This is a genomic window from Streptosporangium sp. CA-135522 (assembly GCF_050949235.1).
In the GTDB taxonomy this organism is placed as follows: Bacteria; Actinomycetota; Actinomycetes; order Streptosporangiales; family Streptosporangiaceae; genus Streptosporangium.
In genome coordinates this window covers 3,796,367-3,819,999 of record NZ_CP192026.1, presented here as the reverse complement: position 1 = coordinate 3,819,999, position 23,633 = coordinate 3,796,367, and the positions used below count along the sequence as shown (strand labels likewise).

23 protein-coding genes are annotated in these 23,633 nt (G+C 70.6%); 11 read left to right on the top strand and 12 right to left on the bottom strand.

Translation table 11 applies throughout. From position 1 onward, the window contains the following. Window positions 1-275: 275 nt before the first annotated feature. Entirely contained in the window at window positions 276-1,490 is a 1,215-nt protein-coding gene (locus ACQPYK_RS17915) for an acyl-CoA dehydrogenase family protein (protein WP_433256586.1), read from the bottom strand. 244 nt (window positions 1,491-1,734) lie between these two features. On the opposite strand from ACQPYK_RS17915, the gene ACQPYK_RS17910 reads away from it, so the two are divergent. Beyond that, the gene (locus tag ACQPYK_RS17910) at window positions 1,735-2,322 is read left to right on the top strand and encodes a TetR/AcrR family transcriptional regulator (RefSeq protein WP_433256584.1); all 588 of its coding nucleotides are present in this window, start codon (window positions 1,735-1,737) and stop codon (window positions 2,320-2,322) included. Window positions 2,323-2,502: 180 nt separating this feature from the next. Here ACQPYK_RS17910 and ACQPYK_RS17905 read toward each other — a convergent pair whose 3' ends face one another. Further along, window positions 2,503-3,459, bottom strand: a complete 957-nt coding sequence (locus tag ACQPYK_RS17905) for a glucosyl-3-phosphoglycerate synthase (protein ID WP_433256582.1) — start codon at window positions 3,457-3,459, stop codon at window positions 2,503-2,505. 128 nt (window positions 3,460-3,587) lie between these two features. Between ACQPYK_RS17905 and ACQPYK_RS17900 the strand changes: the two genes are divergently transcribed. Continuing rightward, complete coding sequence (locus ACQPYK_RS17900) at window positions 3,588-5,597, top strand: hypothetical protein (protein ID WP_433256581.1); 2,010 nt, start codon at window positions 3,588-3,590, stop codon at window positions 5,595-5,597. Here ACQPYK_RS17900 and ACQPYK_RS17895 read toward each other — a convergent pair. After that, window positions 5,582-7,051 (bottom strand): helix-turn-helix domain-containing protein, encoded by a 1,470-nt coding sequence (locus ACQPYK_RS17895; protein ID WP_433256579.1) that lies wholly within the window; start codon window positions 7,049-7,051, stop codon window positions 5,582-5,584. The two genes, ACQPYK_RS17900 and ACQPYK_RS17895, sit on opposite strands and share 16 nt — an antisense overlap. Window positions 7,052-7,291: 240 nt before the next feature. Between ACQPYK_RS17895 and aceA the strand changes: the two genes are divergently transcribed. Further along, window positions 7,292-8,584, top strand: a complete 1,293-nt coding sequence (gene aceA, locus ACQPYK_RS17890; protein WP_433256577.1) for an isocitrate lyase — start codon at window positions 7,292-7,294, stop codon at window positions 8,582-8,584. A gap of 206 nt (window positions 8,585-8,790) precedes the next feature. Here the strand turns inward: aceA and mihF are convergent, their stop codons facing one another. After that, the gene (gene mihF / locus ACQPYK_RS17885) at window positions 8,791-9,099 is read right to left on the bottom strand and encodes an integration host factor, actinobacterial type (protein WP_433256575.1); all 309 of its coding nucleotides are present in this window, start codon (window positions 9,097-9,099) and stop codon (window positions 8,791-8,793) included. Between the two features lie 161 nt (window positions 9,100-9,260). Here mihF and ACQPYK_RS17880 point away from each other — a divergent pair, with 161 nt between their 5' ends. Continuing rightward, window positions 9,261-9,434 carry a hypothetical protein gene (locus ACQPYK_RS17880; protein WP_433256573.1) on the top strand — a complete coding sequence of 58 codons (174 nt, stop codon included), beginning with the start codon at window positions 9,261-9,263 and terminating at the stop codon, window positions 9,432-9,434. Window positions 9,435-9,916: 482 nt separating this feature from the next. Then, a complete protein-coding gene (locus ACQPYK_RS17875; RefSeq protein ID WP_433256571.1) occupies window positions 9,917-10,270 on the top strand; it encodes a hypothetical protein in 354 nt (117 codons plus the stop codon). Between the two features lie 109 nt (window positions 10,271-10,379). Here the strand turns inward: ACQPYK_RS17875 and ACQPYK_RS17870 are convergent, their stop codons facing one another. Further along, window positions 10,380-11,570, bottom strand: coding sequence for an RNA-guided endonuclease InsQ/TnpB family protein (locus tag ACQPYK_RS17870; protein WP_433256569.1), 1,191 nt, complete (start codon window positions 11,568-11,570; stop codon window positions 10,380-10,382). 98 nt (window positions 11,571-11,668) lie between these two features. On the opposite strand from ACQPYK_RS17870, the gene ACQPYK_RS17865 reads away from it, so the two are divergent. After that, the gene (locus ACQPYK_RS17865) at window positions 11,669-11,956 is read left to right on the top strand and encodes an HU family DNA-binding protein (RefSeq protein WP_031163487.1); all 288 of its coding nucleotides are present in this window, start codon (window positions 11,669-11,671) and stop codon (window positions 11,954-11,956) included. 434 nt (window positions 11,957-12,390) lie between these two features. Here the strand turns inward: ACQPYK_RS17865 and ACQPYK_RS17860 are convergent, their stop codons facing one another. The 4 genes from ACQPYK_RS17860 to ACQPYK_RS17845 all read right to left on the bottom strand — a co-directional run bounded on the left by ACQPYK_RS17860 (window position 12,391) and on the right by ACQPYK_RS17845 (window position 17,016). Continuing rightward, complete coding sequence (locus tag ACQPYK_RS17860; protein ID WP_433256567.1) at window positions 12,391-13,125, bottom strand: hypothetical protein; 735 nt, start codon at window positions 13,123-13,125, stop codon at window positions 12,391-12,393. 88 nt (window positions 13,126-13,213) lie between these two features. Further along, a complete protein-coding gene (locus tag ACQPYK_RS17855) occupies window positions 13,214-14,029 on the bottom strand; it encodes an ABC transporter ATP-binding protein (RefSeq protein WP_433256565.1) in 816 nt (271 codons plus the stop codon). Window positions 14,030-14,133: 104 nt separating this feature from the next. Next, window positions 14,134-15,720, bottom strand: coding sequence for a serine/threonine-protein kinase (locus tag ACQPYK_RS17850; RefSeq protein ID WP_433256564.1), 1,587 nt, complete (start codon window positions 15,718-15,720; stop codon window positions 14,134-14,136). 231 nt (window positions 15,721-15,951) lie between these two features. After that, window positions 15,952-17,016 carry an alpha/beta hydrolase gene (locus ACQPYK_RS17845; RefSeq protein WP_433256563.1) on the bottom strand — a complete coding sequence of 355 codons (1,065 nt, stop codon included), beginning with the start codon at window positions 17,014-17,016 and terminating at the stop codon, window positions 15,952-15,954. A 210-nt stretch (window positions 17,017-17,226) separates the two neighbouring features. Here ACQPYK_RS17845 and ACQPYK_RS17840 point away from each other — a divergent pair, with 210 nt between their 5' ends. The 3 genes from ACQPYK_RS17840 to ACQPYK_RS17830 are packed head-to-tail and all read left to right on the top strand — an operon-like array spanning window position 17,227 to window position 19,594. Beyond that, window positions 17,227-18,009 (top strand): ABC transporter permease, encoded by a 783-nt coding sequence (locus ACQPYK_RS17840; protein ID WP_433258828.1) that lies wholly within the window; start codon window positions 17,227-17,229, stop codon window positions 18,007-18,009. Window positions 18,010-18,051: 42 nt separating this feature from the next. Further along, window positions 18,052-18,840 carry an ABC transporter permease gene (locus tag ACQPYK_RS17835; protein WP_433258826.1) on the top strand — a complete coding sequence of 263 codons (789 nt, stop codon included), beginning with the start codon at window positions 18,052-18,054 and terminating at the stop codon, window positions 18,838-18,840. Between the two features lie 4 nt (window positions 18,841-18,844). After that, window positions 18,845-19,594 (top strand): ABC transporter ATP-binding protein, encoded by a 750-nt coding sequence (locus ACQPYK_RS17830; RefSeq protein WP_433256561.1) that lies wholly within the window; start codon window positions 18,845-18,847, stop codon window positions 19,592-19,594. A gap of 92 nt (window positions 19,595-19,686) precedes the next feature. Here the strand turns inward: ACQPYK_RS17830 and ACQPYK_RS17825 are convergent, their stop codons facing one another. Beyond that, a complete protein-coding gene (locus tag ACQPYK_RS17825; RefSeq protein ID WP_433256559.1) occupies window positions 19,687-20,163 on the bottom strand; it encodes a hypothetical protein in 477 nt (158 codons plus the stop codon). A 104-nt stretch (window positions 20,164-20,267) separates the two neighbouring features. On the opposite strand from ACQPYK_RS17825, the gene ACQPYK_RS17820 reads away from it, so the two are divergent. Then, window positions 20,268-20,822 carry an MFS transporter gene (locus ACQPYK_RS17820; RefSeq protein WP_433256557.1) on the top strand — a complete coding sequence of 185 codons (555 nt, stop codon included), beginning with the start codon at window positions 20,268-20,270 and terminating at the stop codon, window positions 20,820-20,822. A gap of 60 nt (window positions 20,823-20,882) precedes the next feature. Next, complete coding sequence (locus tag ACQPYK_RS17815; protein ID WP_433256555.1) at window positions 20,883-21,632, top strand: YcnI family copper-binding membrane protein; 750 nt, start codon at window positions 20,883-20,885, stop codon at window positions 21,630-21,632. 162 nt (window positions 21,633-21,794) lie between these two features. Here the strand turns inward: ACQPYK_RS17815 and ACQPYK_RS17810 are convergent, their stop codons facing one another. Both ACQPYK_RS17810 and ACQPYK_RS17805 read right to left on the bottom strand, forming a co-directional pair. Next, window positions 21,795-22,328, bottom strand: a complete 534-nt coding sequence (locus ACQPYK_RS17810; protein WP_433256554.1) for a flavin reductase family protein — start codon at window positions 22,326-22,328, stop codon at window positions 21,795-21,797. Beyond that, window positions 22,325-23,584 (bottom strand): styrene monooxygenase/indole monooxygenase family protein, encoded by a 1,260-nt coding sequence (locus tag ACQPYK_RS17805; protein WP_433256552.1) that lies wholly within the window; start codon window positions 23,582-23,584, stop codon window positions 22,325-22,327. The genes ACQPYK_RS17810 and ACQPYK_RS17805 overlap by 4 nt, the downstream gene beginning before the upstream one ends. Between the last annotated feature and the right edge of the window lie 49 nt (window positions 23,585-23,633).

The window sequence follows — 23,633 nt, the reverse complement described above, 5'->3', positions numbered from 1 at the left end:
AAGGCCGAGGGCTCCGGCCTCCCCGCCCTCCCACCCGTCCGAGGAGAACGGGATAAGAAGAGCCGAGTCGGCCCGCGTAGATGTGTCCACGTATACGCTCGGCGCTGGGCGGCGCCGGATACACGGCGAGAGGGGTATCGCGGGACGAGTACCAAACGGGTGCTCCGCCTCTCGACGGGAATAACCGGCAACCGGTGGCCGCGGGAACGATCAAGGGCACGTGGTCAAGGCGCCCGAACGTGATCGCTTTACACCGCCACCGGCATGCGGAAACGTCACCGTACGGGCAACCCGGTCACCGCCCGTCCAATGATCAACCGTTGGATCTCGCTGGTCCCCTCGAAGATGGTGTAGATCTTGGCGTCGCGGTGGAATCGCTCGACGGGATGCTCGCGCGTGTAGCCGGCTCCGCCGAGGATCTGAATGGCCTGTTCGGTCACCCAGACCGCGGCCTCGCCCGCGACCAGCTTGCACATCGAACCCTCGGCCTGGTCGAAGGCGCGATTGTTGCGGGCCATCCAGGCCGCGCGCCAGGTCATCAGGCGGGCGATGTCGACACGGGTGGCCATGTCGGCCAGCAGGAAGGCGATCGCCTGGTTCTCGCCGATCTTACGGCCGAACTGCTCGCGCTCACGGGCGTAGTCACGGGCGTACTCATATCCGGCCCGGGCGATGCCCACCGCCATCGCCGCCACCGATGGGCGGGTCGTCTCGAAGGTCCGCATCGCGCCCTGCTCTCCGGCGCGCTCGCCGGAGCGGACGCGGGCCAGCCTGGCGTCGAGTTTTTCCTTGCCGCCGAGCAGGCACGAGCCCGGGACGCGCACGTTGTCGAGGATCACCTCGGCGGTGTGGGAGGCGCGGATGCCGTGCTTCCTGAACTTCTGTCCCATCGACAGGCCCGGCGTTCCCGGGGGGATGACGAAGGAGGCCTGGCCCCGGGCGCCCAGCGCGGGGTCGACCGAGGCGACGACGACGTGGACGTCGGCGATGCCGCCGTTGGTGGCCCAGGTCTTCACGCCGTTCAGGATCCAGTCGCCGCCGGAGTGAACGGCTCGAGTACGGATGGCCCCTATGTCGGAACCGGCATCGGGCTCGGAGGCGCAGAACGCGCCGAGTTTGATGTCGTCGGGGGTGCCGAACATCTGCGGAAGCCACTCCCCCAACTGCTCGGGGGTGCCGCCCGCGGACAGGGCGGCGGCGGCGAGACCGGTACCGACGATGGACAGGCCGATGCCCGCGTCTCCCCAGAAGAGCTCCTCGAACGCGACCGTCAGGCCGAGACCGCTCGGCTCGAACCACTGCTGGGCGAAGAAGTCGAGCGAGTAGAGCCCGATCTTGGCGGCCTCCTGGATGACCGGCCAGGGCGTCTCCTCACGCTCGTCCCACTCGGCGCCGGCCGGGCGGACGACGGACCGGGCGAACCGGTGCACCCAGTCGCGCACCTCCCGCACGTCATCGCTCAACTCCGGGCAGAAGCCGATCTCGCTCATCGTCCACTCCTCCTGGGAAGCGTTACCACCGGTAACACCCTTACTTTACCGATGGACGGACCGCCGCGCGCAACACCATGGCGGACATTGGCATTGGCATTGGCATTGGCGTTGGCAGCGGACATCGGCGGCGGGCATCGACGGGCATCAGCGGGCATCAGCGGCGGAGACCGCTCACGGGAGGGACCGTGACCAACTGTCCAGCCGGAAGTCAACCAACCGGTTGGTCCAATAGACTTGCGCCATGCCGAAGGAAGCCACCAGGGACGCCCTTCTCTCCGCCGCCCGCAGCGAGTTCGCCGCCCATGGCATCGCCGGGGCCAGGGTCGACCGGATCGCCGAGCGCGCCGGGGTCAACAAGGAGCGCATCTACGGCTACTTCGGCAGCAAGGAGAAGCTGTTCGACGCCGTCATGACGGCCGTGCTCGACGAGCTGGCCGAGGTGGTGGCGATGCCCGGCGACGACCCCGTGGAATATGTGGGCAGGATCTACGACTTCCACCTCGCCAATCCGGAGCTGGTTCGGCTGCAGATGTGGGAGTCCCTGCACCACCGGGCGGACGACCTTGACGGTCAGGAGGAACGGATCGCCCGGTGCGCCCGCAAGGCCGAGTCGCTCGCCGCCGGTCTCGGCCGCGATCCCTCCCCCGAGATGGCGCGCACGATGATGACCCTGATCGGCCTGGCGGCCTGGCCGATGATCATGCCGAGGCTCGGCCGGATCGTCGTCGGTGACGAGTCGGGCACCGAGGAGGGTCATCGACGGATGCGCGAGCATCTCGTCGACTTCGTCCGGGCGGCTCTGGGCGGGGAGCCGGGCCACGGGGCGTAGCCGCAAGCGGCTCACATCGGCAGCCGCCCGGCGACGTTGAGGGCGAAGCGTGAACACCCGGCGACACCGAGGGTGGAGCGTGAACACCCGGGGACACCGAGGGTGAAGTCTGGACACCCGGGGACACGGGAACGAGTCGCCCGGCGACACAGGGCGAGTGCGCGGCCGGCCGGTGGCTCGTCAGCCCGTGGCGGGTGGGCGGCGTCCGGGCATGGTGATCATCGGGGGGCGCTCGGCCACGGCGACGTCGCGGACGGTCGGGTGGTGACCGTTCGAACCCCGCCGGAACTGGGCGAGCCGCGACGAGGGCGTGTGCAGGGAGATCATCTTGTTCTGGCGTTCGAGGCGGGACCAGGAAGTCTGCAGGATCTGTGCGGCCATGCCGCCGAGCGCCTCCGTCGACTGGTGGGAGTGGACGCGGCGCCCCAGGTCGACCTGGGCGAGGGCGTCCAGGCCGGCGATCTCCAGCAGGTCGATCAGCAGACCCAGCTCCACGCCGTAGCCGGTGACGAACGGGACCCGCTCCAGCACGGACCGCCGCCCGGCGTACTCGCCCGCCAGGGGCTGCACGAACCCGGCCAGCAACGGCCAGTGCAGGTTGAGCAGGGGGCGCGCGACGAGCTCGGTGACACGGCCGCCGCCGCTCTGCACATTCTGCAGTGGCCGGTCATAGCAGCCCTTGACGTAGACCACGCCGGGGTCGGCGAGCAGCGGGCCGAGCAGCCCCGTCACGAACGAGGTACGAAACTCGCGCAGGTCGGCGTCGATGAAGACCAGCAGGTCACCGGAGGTCACGGCGAGGGACTTCCACAGCGCCTCCCCCTTGCCGTCCATCGGCTTCAGGTCGGGCAGGATCTCATCCTGCGCGATCACCTTGGCTCCCGCCTGGGCGGCGCGCGCGGCGGTGTCGTCGACGGAACGCGAGTCGATGACCACCAGTTCGTCGACGAGCGGCACCGTCTCCATCAGGTCGTGCCGGATCGCGGTGACGATCTCCCCGACCGTCTCCCCCTCGTCACGGGCAGGCAGCACGACGCTGATCGTCGTGTCGCCCTTGGCCTCCAGCAACCATGGCAACGACCAGTCGTCCGATGATGAGGTGCGCTCACGCAGCCATGCCTCCACCTCAGGCAGCACAGCCCACCCTTCCCATCACCTTGGAACCCACGGCTATCACCCTATGTGGCGCCGATTGTCACCGGGTACCGGATCCCGGCCTCTCCGGTAGATGGGAAGATCGGTTCAGACCGGAGCGAGGGGGCGGCATGGACCCGGCAGCAGTGATGAGGGCGGCTCGTACCGTCCGTGACGAGCTCGACTATTTGCTGGGCGACGCCTCCGCAGAACTGCGGGACCGGCTCGATCCGCTGCTGGCCGAGGAGGGCGGTCAGGCTCCCGGGCCACTGGCGGATGCCGTCGTGATGCTCATCGCCCAGTACGGCCCCGTCTGGGAGCGTTTCACCGTCCTGCGTCGTCTGAACGAACAGGCCGCCGAGCAGCCGGCCTCGCCGCCGCCCGCTTCCGCGAGCCCGCTTCCGCCCGACCCCGCCGCCCCGTTCTCTCCCGATCCCGCGAGCCCGCTTCCGCCCGATCCCGCGAGCCCGCCGCCGCCCGGCCCCGCGAGCCCCTCCTCACCCGGCCTCCGGAACCCTCCGGCACCCGGCTCCGTGGACCCGCTTCCGCCCGGCCCCCAGAGCCCGCCGCCCGATCAGGGCGGATCGGACCGGGCCGGCGAGCCGTCGGCCGGCACGTTCCCCGGGCACGGTATCCAGCCCCGGCGGGAGGCGAGCGCCGCCAAGGCCGACCGGGGCCCGTCCGTGCTCGGCAGGCTCACCGGGGCATTTCGCCGGCGGCGCAAGGATCCGGCCCCCGCCGTGCCGGAGTGGGAGGCGTTCCCGCTGATCGAGGTGCCCGGCGAGGTGGTCGCGGGCTGGGGGGTCGAGGTCGAGGTCGGTCTCTCCCCCGGGTCCCCTGGGTCTTCCGGCTCTCCCGGTGCCCCTTCGTTCCCGATGCCCCCCGGCGCTTCCGGCACGGGCACCGCTCCCGGCGGTCCGGGCGGTCCCGGCGACGGTCCCGACCTCGGAATCCCCTTCGCCCCGGCCCCCTTCACCCACGAGCCGGCCGATCTGGACATCCAGATCATCGCCGAGGGATTCGACGCGCCCGGTGGATGGCGGGTACGGCTGCGCGTCGACGAGGCTTCGCCGTACCCGAAGGCGACGGTCCGGCTGGTCGCCCTCCCGCAGGATCAACCGGCGATGGCCCGGCAGGTCCAGACGATCCACGCGGTCGGCGGCCAGGTGACCGGGTTCGGCGTGCGCGCGCTCGCGGTCCTCGACTCTCCCGGCATGCTCGGCCGGGAGAGCGTCCCGCAGCCGGTGGCGGGCACCCGGATCCGGGTGCCCGACGCCGCCGAACCGGCGGACGTCACGGTGGTCGTCGTCCACGGCGACCGGCCGGGGCGGCTGTGGTGGACCTACCAGTCCCCGCACTTCACCACGCCGGACCAGGCGGAAAGCTGCGATCTGGAGATGCGGACCTCCGAGTTCGGGCGGCACGTGGCGGAGCGGGCACAGAGCGTCGAGGACATGGGACGGCAGGTCGCCTCGAAGATCCCGCGGGGCTTCTGGGAGCTGCTGAACGCGGTGGCCGGCCGGGTGGCCCCGCGCCGCCCGAGCGTGCTGATCCTCTCCCAGGAGCCACATGTCCCCTGGGAGCTGGCCATGCTGGAGCAGCCCTTCGACCCGTCGGTTCCCGCCCTGCTGAACTGCCAGGCGGTGACCGGTCGCTGGCCTCTCGGCGGCCGGCGGCCGGAGCTGCCTCCGCCGGTGCGCGCGCGGGCCGACAGCATGGCGGTGGTGTACGGCGGGGCGGAGGTCCATCCACTGGTCACCGCCTACGGCGCCACCCGGGTCACCCCCGTCCTCGGCGACGTCCTGGCCATGCTCGCCGAACCGCCGGACATGATCCATTTCACTGCCGGCGGAGCGGCGTTCGAAGCCCTGGGCCGGGGCATGGGCGACGGCTCGTTCGTCTTCCTCGAAGAACCCGGAGACTGCCAGGCGTTCCTGCTCGCGGGCGCGAACGGGGTCGTCGCCCCTCTCTGGCCCGTCGGCGACGGCCTGGCGCCGGAGTTCTATCGACGCTGCCTGGGCGGCGAGCCTCCCGCCGAGGTGCTGCGCTCCCTGCGCTGCCAGTCCCCCGCCACGGGGCCCGCCTATCAATTCTTCGGCCACCCGGCGCTCACGCTGTCGCGGGGTCACTCGAGGGCGTGACGCTCCAGGAAGGTGTAGACGTCGGCCTCGTCCACGCCGGGGAAGGATCCGGGCGGCAGCGCGGCGAGCACGTGGGAGTTGCCGCGCGCCGAAGGCCAGGCGTAGCCCTCCCAGCGCTGGGTCAGCTCGGCGGGCGGGCGGCGGCAGCAGTCGCCGGTGGGGCAGCCGGACCTGGTGCGATGCGTGGTCTCCCTGCCCCGGAACCAGCGTGATTCGCGGTACGGCACGCCGAGGGTGATGGCGAAGTCCCGTTCCCGGGAGGGATCGACGTGGGCGACGCAGAAGTAGGTTCCGGTGGGCGAGTCGGAGTACTGGTAGAAGACGGAGAACCTGTCCGGGGAGAGGAAGACCTGCCGCCCCGACCACTGCAGGCACATCCGCTGTCCCTCGATCGCCCCCTGCTCGTCGGCGGGGAAGACGATGCCGTCGTTCTCGTATGCCTTGTAGATGATCCCACCGGCGTCGTTGCGGACGAAATGGCAGGTCAGGTCCAGGAAGTGGGTCGCCAGGTTGGTGAAGCGGTGCGCGGCCATCTCGTAGGAGACGGCGAAGACGTCCCGCAGGTCCTCCACGCTCAGCGCCCGGTCCTGTTTGGCCTCCCTCAGGTACGGCACGGCGGTGGCCTCGGGCACCAGCACGGCGGCGGCGAAGTAGTTGGCCTCGGTCCGCTGGCGGAGGAAGTCGGCGAAGTCGCGGGGCTTGTGGTGGCCGAGGGCGAGGTGGCCGAGAGTCTGCAGCAGGATCGTGCGCGGGGTGTGCATGCCGAGCTGCTCGTGCTTGACGTAGATGCGCCGGTTGCGCAGGTCGGTGATGGAGCGGACCGTGCGGGGCAGGTCCTGGACCGTCTGCACGGTGTAGCCGAAGTGGGTGACCAGAGCTTGGACGGTGCTCTGCGACAGCGCGCCGGCGCGGTAGCCGACCGCGGAGAGCGCCTCGGCCGCGGCCTTCTCGATCTCCTGGAAGTAGTTGCCGCGCTCGCGCTGCATGCGGCGGAGCTCGGCGTTGGCGACGCGCGCCTCCTCGGGGGTGGCGGTGCCCTTGGCCTGGCGTGAGCGCAGCTCGCCGTACAGGCCGAGGATGTGTTCGAGCACGTCGTTGGGGACGCGCGCGGAGACCTTCAGCCTGGCCAGGCCCAGCCCCGCATACAGCGGGTCGCGCTGCGCCTCCTCCAGGGCCATCTCCAGCTGCGCGCGGCGGTTGGGCGCCTGACGGCGCAGCAGCTCCTCCACCGGCACGTTCAGCGCGGCGGCGAGGGACTTCAGCAGCGACAGCTTCGGCTCGCGCTTGCCGTTCTCCAGCAGGGACAGCTGGCTCGGTGCGCGGCTGACGCGTTCGCCCAGGTCGGAGAGGGTGAGCCCGCGTTGCTTACGCAGGTGTCTCAGGCGCTGGCCGAACGCGATGAGATCCAGCTCCTGCGTCAAGGACAGCGGTTCTTCACCGACCAAGGATGCCATAGCACGATGCTAAACGAAATTTCAGAGGTTTTTTCACCCCTCCCCCATCACGGCTGATCCTCACCGGCGGATTGGTCTAGTCCATAGCGCAAACTCTCAAATTCTTCTCATCTAAATACCCGTCAGTATTCGCCTGACAAGAAAAATGAAGGATTTTTCGTAAAGATCGACCTTGTTTGCCCGTTTCGTCGGAGCACACACTCGGAGCAAGGCACCCAGGGGACGACAAGGAGTGAAAAAATGAATGATCGCCTCAAGGGAGCCGCAGACGAGCTGCGGCGCGAGTGGGAGACCAACCCTCGCTGGAAGGGCATCGAGCGGACCTACACGGCTGAGGACGTGGTCCGGCTGCGAGGGTCGGTCCAGGAGGAGCACACGCTCGCCAGGCTCGGCGCCGAGCGGCTGTGGGACCTGCTCAACACCGAGGACTACGTGCACGCGCTCGGCGCGCTGACCGGCAACCAGGCCGTCCAGCAGGTCAGGGCCGGTCTGAAGGCGATCTACCTGTCCGGCTGGCAGGTCGCCGCCGACGCCAACCTCGGCGCGCAGACCTACCCCGACCAGAGCCTCTACCCGGCGAACTCGGTCCCGGCCGTCGTGCGCCGCATCAACAACGCGCTGCTGCGCGCCGACCAGATCACCTGGTCGGAGGGGGACGAGGACGCGCCGCACTGGCTGGCCCCGATCGTGGCCGACGCCGAAGCCGGCTTCGGCGGCGTGCTCAACGCCTTCGAGCTGATGAAGGGCATGATCGCCGCGGGTGCGGCGGGCGTGCACTGGGAGGACCAGCTCGCCTCCGAGAAGAAGTGCGGCCACCTGGGCGGCAAGGTCCTGATCCCGACCGGCCAGCACGTCAAGACCCTCAGCGCTGCCCGTCTCGCGGCCGATGTACTGAATGTCCCGTCTCTGATCATCGCGCGGACCGACGCCCAGGCCGCGACGCTCCTGACCACTGACGTCGACCCCCGCGACCAGGCCTTCACCACCGGCGAGCGCACGGCCGAGGGCTTCTACCGCGTCCGCAACGGCGTCGACTCCTGCATCGCCCGGGGTCTGGCCTACGCGCCCCACTCCGACCTGCTGTGGATGGAGACCTCGCTGCCGGACCTGGACGTGGCCCGCGAGTTCGCCGAGGCCATCAAGGCCCGGTACCCCGACCAGATGCTGGCCTACAACTGCTCGCCTTCCTTCAACTGGAAGAAGCACCTGGACGACTCGACCATCGCCAAGTTCCAGCGCGAGCTGGGCCACATGGGATACAAGTTCCAGTTCATCACGCTGGCGGGCTTCCACTCGCTCAACTACTCGATGTTCAACCTGGCCCAGGGCTACGCCGAGGAGGGCATGACCGCCTACGTCGAGCTCCAGGAGGCCGAGTTCGCCGCCGAGTCGCGCGGCTACACCGCCACCCGCCACCAGCGTGAGGTCGGCACCGGATACTTCGACCTGGTCAGCACGGCCATCGCGCCGGATTCCTCCACCACGGCCCTGCGGGGCTCCACGGAGGAGGAGCAGTTCGAGAAGGCTCACTAACCCTTCGAACCGAGCTCGCCCGGGCGTTCCCAGGGCATGGATCTCCTTCCCGGGCGAGCTCGACGACCAGGTCGTCGGTCGAGGCCCCGCCGGACGGATCACCCCGATTCCGTCCGGCGGGGCTTCTCGCCGTGCGCCGCCCGCCGCGTGACCGGGACTCGCCGGGATCGAGGCCCGGTCACGCGGCGGGCGGAGAGCCGGCCGTCTCAGCCGGCGATGGCCTGGATCAGCTTGCGGCGCTGCTGCGCGCCGAGCCCGCCGAGACGACGGGCCTCGTCCACCTCGGCCTCCGCCATGAGCTGTGCGGCCTTCACGTTGCCGATGCCGGGCAGCGCGCGCAACGCCTGCGACACCTTGATGCGCTTGGCGATGTCGTCATCGCGGTCAAGCAGCTGCTCAAGGCTCACAGAGCCGGCCTTGACCTCGGCCAGAAGCTTGGCACGGGCCGTACGGGTCTCAGCGGCCTTGACGAGGGCGGCCTGACGCTGTTCGGGGGTTAGCTTGGGCAGAGCCATGTTGACTTCTCCTCAATTACTCGGATTATGACGGTCTGTTACCCACAGCGACTCGGCTAATCATCGCCGAATCAGGGGAAAGCAGTCTGTCTAGCACAGACCATCACGATATGCCCGGATGGTTACCCCGGCCTTACCTGACTCTTCGTAGCCTCGACCCCATGGGTATCTGGCAAGGGCCGGAAGGCATCGAGGTCGAAGCGATCATGCTGGACGACCTTCCGTTCCTGCGCGTGACACAGCCGATCGGCGGGCAGCGAATGGTACTGGCCTACTGCATGGACGTGCGCGAGGTCGAGCGGCTGGTGGACCTGGCGAAACTCGTCGCGGCGTAGGGGCCGGTCTCTGAACGATCAAGTTAGGGTCACAGCAGAGTCTGATTCGGTATGGCCGTGAACTTCTGCGCTCCCTGGGACGTCGGAGTAGCAAGGGAGGCCCGTATGGAAGTTCTGGACGGCCTCGTTGACGAAGACCTCCGACTGGAGCTCCTCCTCGTTGAGGCCCTGTACGAGGAGGCGGAACGGCTGGCCGCCCAGTCCGACCGCTGAACGACGACAGGTGCCTGTCACCTCATCCAGGTGACAGGCACCCGTCATGCTCTTCTCTCCAGGGATGCCGGCCGTACCGCCACTGTCGCACCACGTACCGACCGCCAGCCGGAGCTCCTCCGTCCGAACATGGCCACGAAATCCGTGGCCATCGAACCACCCGGGGCCGCCGTCACCACATGCCGTCATGATGGCCCCGCTGCCGGCGGGATGCGGGGCGGCGGGGTCATCACGGGCGGGCTTCCTCATCTTGTTCTCCCGACGCCGACTTGGCCCGCCGGAGAGAAGTCGTCACCGCTTTTCTCGCCGCCTCGCGCGGCGGTGACTTCGACGCGCTGCTCGCGCTGCTCGACCCGGACGTCGTGCTCCGTCCTGACCGCGTCGGCGCGGGCGCGTTGGGACTGGTCCGCGGCGCCACGGCCGTGGCCGGCACCTTCTCCGGGCGTGCCCAGGCCGCCCAACCGGCGCTCATCAACGGGGCCGCCGGAGCCGTGTGGGCCCCGGGCGGGCAGCCGCGCGTCGTCTTCAGCTTCACGATCACGCACGGGAAGATCACCGCGATTGACATGCTCTCCGACCCGGAGCATCTGAGCCGACTCGATCTAGCGATCCTCGGCGGCTGACGGGCCGATCGGCAAAGCGACCACGGCTCGATGGACACGGCCTCGATAGCATTAACTATGCCCTTGACATCCTCCTCCTCGTGAACGAGGGGGATTCCAACCCATCGACCTACACGGAGAGGAGGACGGGTTGAGGTTCGCGGTGCACCGGCCCGCTATCGCGTGGCCCTTCCCGCGCAGACACGGCATGCCCTGCCGCGTGTTTGATGTTGCGGGCCGCGTTCACATCGGCGTTGCAGGCATACCCGCAGGACCGGCAGCAAAAGCGCGCTCGGCTCTCGCGCGCCTTCGCATCCACGATCCCGCACGCCGAGCACCGCTGACTCGTGTGACGCGGGTTGATCTTCACGACCCGGCCGGGCGCCTTGTGTTCCAGACGTTGGACCAGGCCGCCCCAGCAGTTGGCCAAGATCCCACGGTTCAGCCCGGCCTTGGCACGGACGCAGGTTCCGGGCCGTTCGACGCTGCCTTTGGCCGAGCGGGTCATGTTCTTGATGGTGAGGTCCTCGACGGCGATCACCTCGAAGCGGCGGGCCGGGTCGGTGCTGGTCTTCTCGACCCAGTCCTTACGCCGATCCGCTTGGCGGGCCTTCAGCGTCGCGATCGCGGCCTTGACCTTGCCCCGCCGCTTCGACCCGCCTTTGGCCCTGGCCAGCTTGCGCTGCAACCGCCGAAGCCGCGCCTGCTCGGCCTCGCGCACAGGCGGGGCGTTGAGCATCTCGCCGGTCGACAGCGCGGCCGACACCTTCACACCCCGGTCGAGGCCCACCGTCTGGCCCGTGCCCGGCGCGGCGATCGGCGGGGGGATCGCCGCGAAGGCGACATGCCAGCGCCCGGCGCGGTCACGCGTTACCCGGTAGGACTTCGCCCCGGCGGCCACGGCCCGCGACCAGCGCAACCGTACCCACCCCACCTTCGGAATCCTGACCTCGCCCACGTGGCGGGACACGCGCCGTACATCGCCGGGCTTGACCGCGACGATCCGAAACCCCTCGTGCCGTCCGGCCTTGCGCCAGGTCGGCCTGCGGTGAGTCCCGGCGAAGAAGTTGGCCATGGCCTGGGCGAAGTCTCGCAGCGCCTGCTGCTGGACGGTCTGGCTACCGGCGCGCAGCCAGGCGAACTCCGCGCGGGCCTCGGTCAGCTGGCGGGACTGCTCGTTGTAGCCCGGTGCCGGCGTGCGTCCGGGCCGCCAATGCGCGTGCTGTTGCACGGCCAGGTTCCACACGAAACGTGCGTGTCCACAGTGTTCGGCCAGCGCCTGCTCTTGGGCGGGCGTGGGCTGGAGACGGTAGCGGGACACGCCGATCAACCTAGCCGTCGGCACCGACAAACCGTGCGGCGTCGTGCCGCGTTTCCTCCTCGCCTGAAGGCGGGGGTATCCACGCTCAAGGAGTTCAGATGAACAAGCGCGAGCTGATCGAGAAGGCCGCGGCTGAGGCGGGGCTCAGCCGGCGGCAGACCGCCGCCGCCCTGGAGGCGATCCTGGGGACCATCCAGACGGCCGTGGCGGCCGAGGACAAGGTCGCGATCCCCGGTTTCGGATCCTTCGAGATCGTGCACAAGCCGGCGCGGACCGGACGCAACCCGCAGACCGGCGAGCCCCTGGAGATCGCTGAGACCTGGACCGCCAAGTTCAAGCCGAGCCCGGGGTTCATGGGCCTCATCCGCCAGCGCAAGAAGGACTGATCGTTCCCACGGACGGATGCCACCGGGCGGGAGCGCGCCGGGAAAGACGACGGCCCCCGGGGAAGTGTCCATTCCCCGGGGGCCTTGGGTGCCGCCATGTCGCGGCGTCAGCGCGTTTAAGAGGGCCGGTCATTCATAACGATGTCGTGCTCTGCCATTAAGCTACGAACGCACGTGGAGCGTCCAGCGGGACTCGAACCCACACCCGACGATCACTGCCTTCCCCCGGTCGATCTGACGCTCGGCGGCGAATGCTGAACCTGGAGCGAGAGTCTGAGCTTGAGCGGCCGCCTCTTCCACTTGGGCTATCCCGGCGCGGAGAGTGCCGGGAGAGGGACTCGAACCCCCACTTGGACCGCGTGTCAGTCTGACATTTCAGTTTCAGCTTTCGCGCTTTCGCGCGTCCCCGCGCTCCCACGGGGAGTATTGGGAGGCTACCCCAGCAGGTAGCCGAACACCTTGTCGCCGATGCGCTGGTCGGTGACCTCGGTGCCGTTGGCCTCCTCACGGGCGAACTTCACGGCGTCCTGGAGCTTGGTGACCCGCTCCAGGAGTTCGTTGACGCGCTTTCGCGGGACGGCGCCGGAGAAGGCGATCTTGGTCCAGAAACCGACCACGACGTCCTCGTGGTAGACCTCGACCTGGGCCGGGTGCTTGTCGGTCGCCTCGGCCTTGACGTGGTTGCGGGGCACCTTCTTGGTCCGGGTCGTCTTGACCGGCTCGGTCCGCCAGCAGTCGGTCGACTGATCCAACGTCCAGGTCTCCGCCGCGTCGAGCACGGGCAGCTTGGAGACGAAGGTGTGCAGGTCGATGAGCTGCTTCTCCAGGAAGAGCAGATAGGTCACCGGCACGCTCTCCAGCAGGACGGCGCCCTCCACCTTGACATCGGCCCGCGCGACGCAGTTCGCCCAGTCCTTGGTGGCGGTCACGTCGAACAGCCGGGTGAGCGCGGTGCCGAGCTGCTTGAGCAGATCCTCGGCCTGGACCTGCACACGCGTCGACTCGGCCGGCAGATGCTCGCCCTCATCGTCGATCGGCTGGTAGGTCCGGGAGATGCCCGAGAGCAGAGCATTCTTCTGGATCGTGTGGTACGCGTCGGTCACCTTGCGCTGGGTGTCGGACTTGACGCCCTTCTCCACGGCGAGAATCTGGTTCAACTTGGTCGCCATGGAGGACACGCTATCGGGAAGATCACCCCACCTCATCCCTTTTATCGGCGTACGGCCCGCTTCACCGGTGTACGGTCCGCGCGCACTCTCAGCTGCGTACGGCGCGGGCGTACCAGCGCCCGTCGAGGTTGTCGATCCGCAGCCGCCTGCCGAAGCACTCCGACAGGCTCTCCCCGGTCAGGATCTCCGCCACCGGCCCGGCCGCCTGGACGCGGGTGTCGCGCATCAGCAGGGCATGGGTCGTGGTGGCCGGAACCTCCTCCAGGTGGTGGGTGACGGTGATCGTGGTCAGCACCGGACGGGTCGCCGCGAGGTCCTCCACCGCGGTGATCAGGTCTTCGCGGGCGGGCAGATCCAGGCCGGCGAACGGCTCGTCCAGCAGCAGGACCACCGGGTCGGCCATCAACGCCCTGGCCACCCTGATCCGTGCCCGCTCGCCCTGGGAGCAGACCCGGAAAAGCCGGTCGGCGAGATCCTTGCAGCCCATGTCCGCCAGCAACCCGTGGGCCCGCTCGTGCTGGGCCGGGCCGTATCGATCCCATAGGGGGGCACTGGTCCCGGTGTGGCCGGTCAGCACGACGGTGTGCGCGGTGGCGCCCTCCTCCTCCAGCAGCTCCTCGTCGACGAGCCGCTGGCTGGCCGCGACCAGGCCGATGTGCCGGCGCAGCTCCCTCAGGTCGACCCGGCCCAACCGCTGGCCCAGCACGGTGGCGATGCCCTCGGTCGGATGCCGTACGGCGGCGGCCAGCGACAGCAACGTAGTCTTGCCGGCACCGTTGGGGCCGAGCACCACCCAGTGCTGGCCGTACTCCACCCGCCAGTCGATGGCTGCCAGCAGGGTCCGCCCGACGGCCCGCACGCCGACGCCGCTCAACTCCACCGCACCGGGCCCGAACCCGTCCATCGGTTCCCCCTCCGATTCGATACGCGGCGCTCACCTTAACGGATGCACCGCCTGGCCCTCATGATCCGTCCGGGCGGTGGAAGCGGGCCGGCGAACCCCCCGTCTCAACCGCCGATCTGCACCGAGGGGCTCGTGGCCGGCAAGGACGACGAAGCGGTGACCGTCGCGGACGGGGCCGGTGACGGGACCGGGCTCTCCCCGTCTCCGGTCTGCGGAATCTGCGTGAAGGACGGGCGAGAGCCGTCCGGCGTCGCCGGGCAGTCTTCGGCCGGACCCCTGCCCGCTCCCCCGTTCCGCCCCCTCGCGTCCGCGCAGGTCTGCGGCCCGGCTCCGTCGGACGGACCATCACCGCCCCGCGGGCGGTCGGGGCGGTCGGGGCGGTCGGGGCGGAGTCTCGCGCGGTCGTCGCCCACCGGGGACGCCGAGACGGTGCGGGTCGCGGTGACCAGGACCGTGGCGGACGTCACCGGCGGCGTGCTGCGCGACCTGGCGCCCGGCGGGCGGGGACCGCGCGAGGCGGAACCGGCGCTCTCCCGGGCCGGGACCACGACCGGCATCAGCTCGGGCACGCCCGGACCATCCTCGCCACCGGCGGCGGCGACCACCGTGACGGCGGCCATGGAGACCGTGGCCAGCGCCGCGAAACCCGCCTGCGACAGGTGCGCCCGCCTGCGCGGCGCCGCCCGGCGAGCGGTGCCGGCCGGCACCGAGGACTGCTCACGCACCGGTTCGCAGGCGGCGTGCCCCGTGTGACCGCCTCCGGGCGGGTGGGGCACCGGCGTCCAGATCTCCGCCAGCACCTCGGCGACCGCCACACGGGGATCCCACGGATCGCCCACGCCGCCCGCCGCGAGCAGCGCGCCGAGCACGTCGGCGGCCCGGGGCCGGTGCGCGGGGTCCTTGGCCAGGCAGGCCGCTACGGCCGGACGCAGCAACGCGGGCACCGAGGCCACGTGCGGCGGCTCGACCATGATGCGCCGGGCCAGCGCGTCGGGCTCGCCGGAGCCGAAAGGGTGGTGACCGGTGGCCGTGTAAGCGATCAGGCAGCCCCAGGCGAAGACGTCGGAAGCGGGCAGCGCGGGAGTGCCGACGAGCCGCTCCGGGGCCACCCAGCCGGGGCTGCCCATCACCTGCCCGGCCTGCGTGTGCGCGGCGAGGGCGTCCACGTCCCGGGCGATGCCGAAGTCGATCACCCGGGGCCCGGTGCGCGACAACAGCACGTTGGCGGGTTTGAGATCACGGTGGACCAGCCCCGCCTCGTGCACCGCGACCAGCGCGCCGGCCGTCCCCAGGGCGACGCCGTAGGCGAGGTCGGGGGTCAGCGGGCCCCGCGCGGACACCACCTGCGACAGCGCCGGACCGGGGATGTACTCCGAGACGAGGTAGGGACGGCCCCGATCGGCGCCGTCCTCGACGACGGCGGCGGTGCAGAAGGGCACCACTCGCCGGGAGAACTCCACTTCCTGCGCGAACCGGGCGCGGAGCGTGGCATCGTTGAGATGCGCCGGATGCGGCGTCTTGAGGGCCACCACCCCGCCCTGCGGGTGTTCGGCCAGATAGACCACACCCATACCACCGGCGCCGAGGCGACCGAGCAGGAGATAACGGCCGATGATGACCGGATCCCCGACGGTCAACGGCCGCACACCGGGCGGCATGCCGTTCGTCGGATCGGTTCCGCCACGTGCCATCCTGGGTGAGCCTCTCGTGTACGCGCTATGGCAAGCACACTGTGGCGGGATTCGACGGGACTTCGCGGCCGACCTGTCACAAGGGGTATGGCGGGTAAGGCGAATGGTCCCCCGGGGTAAGTCACCGGCGGCGTGCCAGGTGCGTCGTGATGCCGGACGTGCCTGACACGCCGGACCTGCCTGACATGCCGGACGCGCCGGACGTGCCTGCGCGGCCGGGAGGGCGTCCCGTCAGGCGGCGGCGGAGCCGCGCCTCGCGGACCCGTCCCGAACGACGGCACCGAGGTCGGAGCGCGCCCGCACGGGCGGATCGGGCGGCTCCAGGACGGCAGGATCCCGCGCGGACAGGCTCCGCACGGCCGCCAGGAAACGGGCGATGTGCCGGAAGACCCGGCGGGCCTCGGGGACGAGGTCGGCGAGGATGGCGAAGACGTGGGGCATGCGGCGCCACTCCTCGTAGGTCACCGGAACCCCGCAGGCGCGGGCCCGCTCGGCGACACGGCGCCCCTCGTCACGGAGGACCTCGGTGGAACCGGTGACGATCATCAGGGGTGGCAGGCCGGTGTAGTCGCCGAAGACCGGGGAGACCAGAGGGTCGCGGGGGTCGAGGCCGGAGGTCCAGCGACGGGCGAGCCATTCGACGCGGCCCGCCGGAATCAACGGGTCGAGCATGCGGTTGGCCCGGCGAGGCACGTCGGTGAGATCCGCCCACGGCGACAGGCACACCGCGGCCGCCGGCGGCGGCAGCCCCCTGTCGCGCAGCGCCAGCAGCGTGGCCAGGGTGAGGTGACCGCCCGCGGAGTCGCCGGCGACCATGATGCGGGCCGGGTCGTAACCCCGATCCAGCAGGCACAGGTAAGCGGCGACCGCGTCCTCGAGGGACTCGGCCAGCGTGTGGACCGGGCCCTGACGGTAGTCGAGGGCCAGCACCGGGCACCCGGCGGCGGCCGACAGCCGCCAGGTGATCGGCCGGTGCGTCGCCGGAGAGCAGAGGAAGTAGCCGCCGCCGTGGAAGTACAGCAGCACCCCGGTCTCGTCCAGCCCCTGTCCCGCGCGCACCCACTCACCGGAGCAGGAGCCGATCGGCTCCTGGACCACGCTCACGTGGGCGGGCAGGGGAAGGGGCACCCTCCCGGCCAGGGTGACGAGGCGGGAGGCCGCCAGGAAACCGGCGTCGGTCCTCAGCAGCAGACCGGAGATCGGCTTGAGGGTGCCGCGCATCAACGTGTTGAGGGCGGCGGCCTGCCAGCTCACGGGATAGCCCGGGCAGACGTCGACGTCGATCTCCTCGTGCATGCGGACCTCCATAAGGGAGGATTCCCGCAGAACATCCTTCTATTCCATCGGTAACCGTTTCCTGGCGATCACGGCCACATGTCGGACCTTCCCACTCCGCGCTTACGGCTGACCGGTTCGCCCACCGGCCGGAGATAAATCCGTTGCCCACACTCAAGCCGCCGAGGAAAATAGGAGGGTTGCCCGGACGTCCTTTGGGAGGCCGCCTTCCTGCTCTACCTGCGCATCGCCGGATACGGCTTCCGCCGCCACTCCGCCTACCGCGCCGCCGCCCTTGCCGGAGCGTTCACCAACACCGTCTTCGGGATCCTGCGCGCCTACATCCTCATCGCCCTGTGGGAGGCCCGCCCCGGCCTGGCCGGATACGGCGTCGCGGACGCCGTCACCTTCTGCTTCCTCAGCCAGGCCTTCATCGGCCCCATGCAGGTCTTCGGCGGCGGACTCGAACTCGCCGGACGGGTCCGCACCGGCGACATCGCCGTCGACCTCGTCCGGCCGGCGTCGCTGCAGATGTGGAGCCTCGCCGACGACCTCGGCCGGGCGGGCTACCTGTTCCTGCTGCGCAGCCTGCCGCCCACCCTCGTCGGCGCCGCGCTGTTCGGCCTCGTCACGCCGGCCGACCCGGCGACCTGGCTGTTCTTCGCCGCCGCCTTAACGCTGGGGGTGGTCGTCAGCTTCGGCTGGCGCTACCTGATAGCGCTGTCGGCCTGCTGGATCGTCGACGACCGGGGCGCCCAGTCGCTGTCTCTGGTGATGACGTTCTTCTTCAGCGGCATGGTGCTGCCGCTGAACCTCTTCCCCGGATGGCTCGGCACCCTCGCCAACGCCCTCCCCTGGTCGGCGATGGTCCAGGTCCCCGCCGACGTCTACCTCGGCAAGCGCGACGTCCTGGACGCGCTGGGATTCCAGGCCGCCTGGGCGGTGGCGCTGCTGGCCCTGGGCGCGCTCGTCACCCGCGCGGCCCGCCACAAGGTCGTGATCCAGGGTGGGTGACGGCATGGACGCCACGAAACGCCGAACCGGGACGGGCCCGTGATGGTCAGAACCTACATCCTGCTGGCCTGGACCTGGCTGCGGGCCTCGGCGCAGTATCCGGGACCGCTGATCATGATGGCGATCGGCTCGTTCGCCGTCAACGCGCTGGACGTCCTGGCGATCTGGGTGATCTTCACGCACACCGGGTCGCTGGCCGGCTTCGGCCTGGCCGAGGTGATGTTCCTGTACGGCACCGCGGGCCTGTCGTTCGCGCTGAGCGACATGCTCTTCGGCAACGTCGACCGGCTCAGCCAGCACATCAGGGCCGGCACCTTCGACACCATGCTGATCCGCCCGGCCGGCGCGTTCGTCCAGATGGCCACCGACCGCTTCGGGGTGCACCGCTTCGGCCGGACGGCCCAGGCGCTGGTCGCGCTGGGCATCGGCCTGTCCCAGCTCGACCTGTCCTGGAGCAGGGCGTGGATGGTCCCGGTGATGGTCGTGTGCGGGGTCGTCATCTTCGCCTCGATCTTCACCCTCGGCGGCGCGCTGCAGTTCCTGCTGACCGACGCGCCGGAGGTGGCCAACGCGTTCACCTACGGCGGCGGCACGCTCACCCAGTATCCGCTGAGCGTCTACGGCGGCGAGCTCGTCCGGGGCGTCACCTTCGTCGTGCCGCTGGCGTTCGTGAACTGGCAGCCCGGACTGTTCGTGCTGGACCGGCCGGACCCCTTCGGCCTGCCGTACTGGCTGCGCTTCGCCGCGCCCCTGGCGGCGCTGATCCTGGCCGCGGTCGCCGCGCTCGCCTGGCGGGCGGGCATCCGCCGCTACCGTTCAACGGGGAGTTGATCACATGATCGAAGTCGACCGGGTCGGCCGCTCGTTCGCCGTGGGGCGCCGCCGCGAGCGCAGGACCGTGCACGCCGTACAGGATCTCTCCTTCCACGTCGGGGCGGGGGAGTTCGTCGGCTATCTCGGCCCCAACGGCGCGGGCAAGTCCACCACGATCAAGATGCTCACCGGCATCCTCGCGCCCACCTCGGGCCACATCCGGGTGGCCGGGCTCGACCCGGCGCGGCGCCGTACGGCTCTCGCTCGCAGGATCGGCGTGGTCTTCGGCCAGCGGACGACCCTGTGGTGGGACCTGCCGCTCAAGGACAGCTTCGAACTGATCCGACACCTTTACAAAGTAGAACAAGTTCAGTTCCGCCGGCGGCTCGACGAGCTGACCGACCTGCTCGGCCTCGCCGAGTTCATGAAGACACCGGTCCGCCAGCTCAGCCTCGGCCAGCGCATGCGCGGCGACATCACCGCCGCCCTGTTGCACTCCCCCGCCGTGCTGGTGCTCGACGAGCCCACCATCGGCCTCGACGTGGTCAGCAAGGCGGCCATGCGCGAGTTCCTGCGCCGCCTCAACGCCGAGCACGGCACCACGGTCCTGCTCACCACGCACGACCTGGGCGACATCGAGAAGCTCTGCCGCCGGGTGATGCTCATCGACCACGGCCGCCTGACCTTCGACGGCACCCTGGACGACCTGCGCGCCACCGTCCCGGAGGAGGACTCCATCGAGGACGTGGTCGCCCGCCTCTACAGGGGATGACCACGCTCGCCGGGGCCCACTCCGCGTCGGGATCCGCACCGGGATCCGCGCCGGGATTCGGAGGCCGATCCGGTGACCGAGGCGGGTGGGCCTCAGTAGTAGCCCTGGTCCTGCGAGCGCTCGTAGTCGTCGTCATCGCCGCGGGGACGGCGAGCCCAGCGGGAGGGCATCAGGACGGGGACGAACAGCGCGACACCGAGGAGGGCGTAGACGCCGCCGGCGAGCAGCAGGCCCATGCCCCGCGCGATCGGGGCGAGGTCCTGGTGCAGGGAGACCACGTCGGACAGCAGGCCACCGGCGCGCCCGACGTCGAGGGCGTAGACCACGTTCCACGACAGCAGGACCATCGACGGGACGAAGGTCGCCATCGGGGAGATCCGGCCGGCGACCACCAGGCCGAACAGCAGACCGATCGCGGCCATCACCCCGAGCATGGTCCAGATCCTCGGACCGCTCTCTCCGGTGAGCGCGGTCGCGCTCGCCGCGGCCTCCTGCGCCGCCCAGCCCCCGCCGAACAGCAGGACGGCCGTCATGACCAGTCCGACGAGCAGCCCGAAGAAGTGCCGCATCACCACCACCTCGACTTGGAGCGCCTGTCGCGATCGCGGCAACCATAGCGACAAATGAATTGAAACGGCAGGTCTTGCGAGCGCGTGAGAATATATGGGTCATCATGCATGCCCGTCTCCCGTTACGCCTCATGCGGGCGGCCGCCTTCTCGGCCGTCTGCGTGACGCTTGCCGCGCTCGGCCACCTGGCCGCGGGCGGTTCGGGGCCGCAACCGTGGGCGCTGGCCGCCGGAACCACGGTGGTCACGGTTTTGGCGGTGCTGCTCGCCGGGCGCGAGCGCTCCATGGTGACGATCAGCGTGGGACTGTCGGCCATGCAGCTGTTCCTGCACGAGCTGTTCGCCTACGGCGACCCCTCGGGAATCTCCCTGACCGCCCATCCCCACGGTCAGGGGCTGGGCGAGGGTCTGGGCATGCTGACCGCGCACCTGACCGTCACGCTGGTCACCGGCTGGTGGCTGGCGCGCGGCGAGGCCGCCCTGTGGGCGCTGCTGCGTGCGGCGGGAGAGCGCCTCGGCGCGATGTTCCGCCTGCTTCCCCGCCCGGCGACGATCGCCGCCCCGCCGCGTGCGATCCTCGCCGCCCCCGTGTCTCCCCCGGCGCGGGGCGTCCTGCGTCACACCGTCAGCCGGCGTGGTCCTCCACTTCCCGCCGCCTGACCTCTTTTTCTCACCCCCGCACGCCTCGGCGTGCTCGAAATCTCGAAGTGGAGAATCCCCATGTCGCTTTCCGCCGTCTGCCGCCGCGCCGTGACCGTGACCGCCGGTGTCACCGCCCTCACCCTGGGCCTGGCCCTGCCCGCCCTCGCGCACGTGACCATCAACCCCGGCAGCGCCCAGCAGGGCGGCTTCACCAAGGTCGCCTTCCGGGTCCCCAATGAGCGTGACGACGCCTCGACCAGCAAGATCGAGGTGACCTTCCCGTCCGACCACCCGCTGCCGTTCGTCTCGGTCAAGCCGCTGCCCGGCTGGGACGTCAAGGTGACCGAGGGCAAGCTGCCCAAGCCGGTCGCCACGGAGTACGGCGAGATCACCGAATCCGTCACGAAGGTCACCTGGTCGGGTGGGAAGATCGAGCCCGGCCAGTTCCAGGAGTTCGAGGTCTCCATGGGCGCGCTGCCCAAGGACACCGACCACCTCGTCTTCCCCACGACCCAGACCTACACCGGCGGCGAGGTCGTCAAGTGGGCCGACGAGCCCAAGGCCGACGGCTCCGAGCCCGAGCACCCGGCGCCCACGCTGAAGCTCACGCCCGCCTCCGCTGAGGGTGACGACCACGGCCACGACGAGGCCTCGGCGGCCCCGTTGACGCCCTCGACCACCGACGCCGCGCCGACGGTCGCGGCCATCGCCGGGACGGACTCCTCCGACGGCACCGCCCGTCTGCTCGGAGGTGCCGGCCTGCTGGTCGGGCTCGCCGGGCTCGTGGTCGGCGCGCTCGGGCTGCGCCGCGGCGGCCGTACCTCCTGAGTCCCTCCCGAACGCCGACGAGACGGGTCCCGCGGAAAGACTTCCGCGGGGCCCGTCCCGTTTCCCAGGGGCTTCGGTCTCCCCAGGGGCTCTGGTCTCCCAGGACGCTCCGGCATGCCGCGGAGTTCGTCGCCCGGGGCTCCTCGACCGGACGGGGCGGCCTCACGGCACCCCGGCGGCGGACGGGGCGGGCCGGGCGGGCCGGGCGCAAGCCGGCACCGCCGTCCGGCCGGCCTCTGCGAGCGCGCGGTAGCCGCCCGCGTGGAAGACCAGCGGCTCCCCCTCCGACCACCGGAAGCGGCCGACCTCGCCGACGAAGATGAGGTGGTCGCCGCCGTCGTGCGTGCTCACCGTACGGCAGGCGAAGCCGGCCAGGGTCCCGGCGAGCATCGGCACGCCGCCGGGCCCGGGACGGACCTCCACCCCGGCGAACTTGTCGGGCAGCGGCCTGGCGAACCGCTGTGACAGGTGGTCCTGTCCGGCGGCCAGCACGTTGACCGCGAACCGCCCGGCCCGCAGGAAGACCGGCGCGCTGGGTGCCCGCTTCGACAGGCACCACAGCACCAGGGGCGGGTCGAGGGAGACCGAGGTGAAAGAGTTGACGGTGACGCCGGCCCGGGCCCCGTCCGGGGCGGCGGTGGTGACCACCGCCACCCCGGTCGCGAACTGCCCGAGAGCGTCGCGCAGAGATCTCATCGTGTCTCCTCAGGAGGGCTCACGGCGCCCTCTCGGGCGCCGGCCCGCGCCAGGTATTCACCCGCCGCGTCGGGGTCCATGAACCAGGCGGCGTAGTCCGACGGGTCGTCGAAGCCGTTGACGAAGCGCGAGGCCACCTCGGGCAGCCGCCCGGCCGCGGTCAGGATCTCCAGCACGTGCGGAGGCGGTGGCGCCAGGAGCGCGTTGGTCCAGGCGGTGGCGTGCCGGGCGCTCCGCCAGTAGCGCTCGAAGGTCCGCTCCATCCAGGCCGCGTCGAACGGCCGCTCGCCGTGCTCGACGATGTCGGCCAGGTAGGAGGCGGCGCACTTGGCGGCGTTGTTGGCCCCCTGGCCGGTGATCGGGTCGTTGAGCACGACGACGTCGGCCACCCCGAGGACCGCGGCGCCCGAGGGCAGTGTCGCGACGGGCCTGCGGACGACGGGGCTGAAGCGGCCGGACAGGACGCCGCCGCCGTCGGTGAGCTCCACGCCGCCGCAGCGGGCGGCCTCCCACGGCAGGAAGGTCTCCAGGACCCACCGGCTCCTGGCCAGGTGCTCGGCGGGGGTGCGCACATCCGTCCAGCAGTCCATCGGGCCGCCGGGAATCCCCTCGAACACCATGATCTCGCAGGGGCCGGTGACGGTGAGCGCGGGGAAGACGAAGTACTCCCCCACCCCGGGGATGAGGTTGAAGCACACCGCGGAGTGCTCGGGCCGCGGTGTGAGACCGGTGACGTAGGTGAGGGCCAGGGCCCGTTGCGGGGCGGCGTACGGCGAGCGCGACTCGTCGCGCTCGAACAGCGAGGCGATCGGCCCCTTGCCCGCGGCGACCAGGACGAGGTCGTGGTGGGCGGCGTAGTCCTCCAGGTCGCGCGCCGTCGCGTCGTGAACGACGACCTTGCCGCCGAGCCGTTCCACCTCGGCCATCCAGGCGGGCATCTTCAGCCGCTGGTCGACCGAGCGGGCGGGGGTGTCGAGCCGGGCCGCCCAGTGGATCGCCCTGCCGCCGTCCGGGCCGGGAACGGTGAACTGGATCCCGTCGATCGGCGGGCAGTCGTCCGCCCACAGGTCCAGGCCGAGGGCGCGCTCATGGCCGAGGGCCGTGCCGAACATGGCCTGGCTCGACATGACGCGGCCGTCACGGATGTCCTCGGGAGCGCGGTTGGAGACGACGGTGACGTCGTAGCCGTTCCGCAGCAGGCCGACGGCGAGGTGGAGGCCCGCCTGCCCGGCCCCGACGAGGAGGATTCTACGCATGACGATGTGTCCTTTCCGAAGGAGAAGGAGGAGAGTTGGTCGGACGGCG

Excerpts from the sequence above, each read along its gene's own strand:
- ACQPYK_RS17860 (WP_433256567.1), bottom strand. The coding sequence starts at position 13,125 with ATGGCGACCAAGTTGAACCAGATTCTCGCCGTGGAGAAGGGCGTCAAG.
- ACQPYK_RS17855 (WP_433256565.1), bottom strand. The coding sequence starts at position 14,029 with ATGGACGGGTTCGGGCCCGGTGCGGTGGAGTTGAGCGGCGTCGGCGTG.
- ACQPYK_RS17880 (WP_433256573.1), top strand. The coding sequence starts at position 9,261 with ATGGGTATCTGGCAAGGGCCGGAAGGCATCGAGGTCGAAGCGATCATG.
- ACQPYK_RS17895 (WP_433256579.1), bottom strand. The coding sequence starts at position 7,051 with ATGGCATCCTTGGTCGGTGAAGAACCGCTGTCCTTGACGCAGGAGCTG.
- ACQPYK_RS17845 (WP_433256563.1), bottom strand. The coding sequence starts at position 17,016 with ATGCACGAGGAGATCGACGTCGACGTCTGCCCGGGCTATCCCGTGAGC.
- ACQPYK_RS17900 (WP_433256581.1), top strand. The coding sequence starts at position 3,588 with ATGGACCCGGCAGCAGTGATGAGGGCGGCTCGTACCGTCCGTGACGAG.
- ACQPYK_RS17830 (WP_433256561.1), top strand. The coding sequence starts at position 18,845 with ATGATCGAAGTCGACCGGGTCGGCCGCTCGTTCGCCGTGGGGCGCCGC.
- ACQPYK_RS17850 (WP_433256564.1), bottom strand. The coding sequence starts at position 15,720 with ATGGCACGTGGCGGAACCGATCCGACGAACGGCATGCCGCCCGGTGTG.
- aceA (WP_433256577.1), top strand. The coding sequence starts at position 7,292 with ATGAATGATCGCCTCAAGGGAGCCGCAGACGAGCTGCGGCGCGAGTGG.
- ACQPYK_RS17910 (WP_433256584.1), top strand. The coding sequence starts at position 1,735 with ATGCCGAAGGAAGCCACCAGGGACGCCCTTCTCTCCGCCGCCCGCAGC.
- ACQPYK_RS17835 (WP_433258826.1), top strand. The coding sequence starts at position 18,052 with ATGGTCAGAACCTACATCCTGCTGGCCTGGACCTGGCTGCGGGCCTCG.
- ACQPYK_RS17915 (WP_433256586.1), bottom strand. The coding sequence starts at position 1,490 with ATGAGCGAGATCGGCTTCTGCCCGGAGTTGAGCGATGACGTGCGGGAG.
- ACQPYK_RS17825 (WP_433256559.1), bottom strand. The coding sequence starts at position 20,163 with ATGCGGCACTTCTTCGGGCTGCTCGTCGGACTGGTCATGACGGCCGTC.
- ACQPYK_RS17815 (WP_433256555.1), top strand. The coding sequence starts at position 20,883 with ATGTCGCTTTCCGCCGTCTGCCGCCGCGCCGTGACCGTGACCGCCGGT.
- ACQPYK_RS17810 (WP_433256554.1), bottom strand. The coding sequence starts at position 22,328 with ATGAGATCTCTGCGCGACGCTCTCGGGCAGTTCGCGACCGGGGTGGCG.
- ACQPYK_RS17805 (WP_433256552.1), bottom strand. The coding sequence starts at position 23,584 with ATGCGTAGAATCCTCCTCGTCGGGGCCGGGCAGGCGGGCCTCCACCTC.
- ACQPYK_RS17865 (WP_031163487.1), top strand. The coding sequence starts at position 11,669 with ATGAACAAGCGCGAGCTGATCGAGAAGGCCGCGGCTGAGGCGGGGCTC.
- ACQPYK_RS17820 (WP_433256557.1), top strand. The coding sequence starts at position 20,268 with ATGCATGCCCGTCTCCCGTTACGCCTCATGCGGGCGGCCGCCTTCTCG.
- mihF (WP_433256575.1), bottom strand. The coding sequence starts at position 9,099 with ATGGCTCTGCCCAAGCTAACCCCCGAACAGCGTCAGGCCGCCCTCGTC.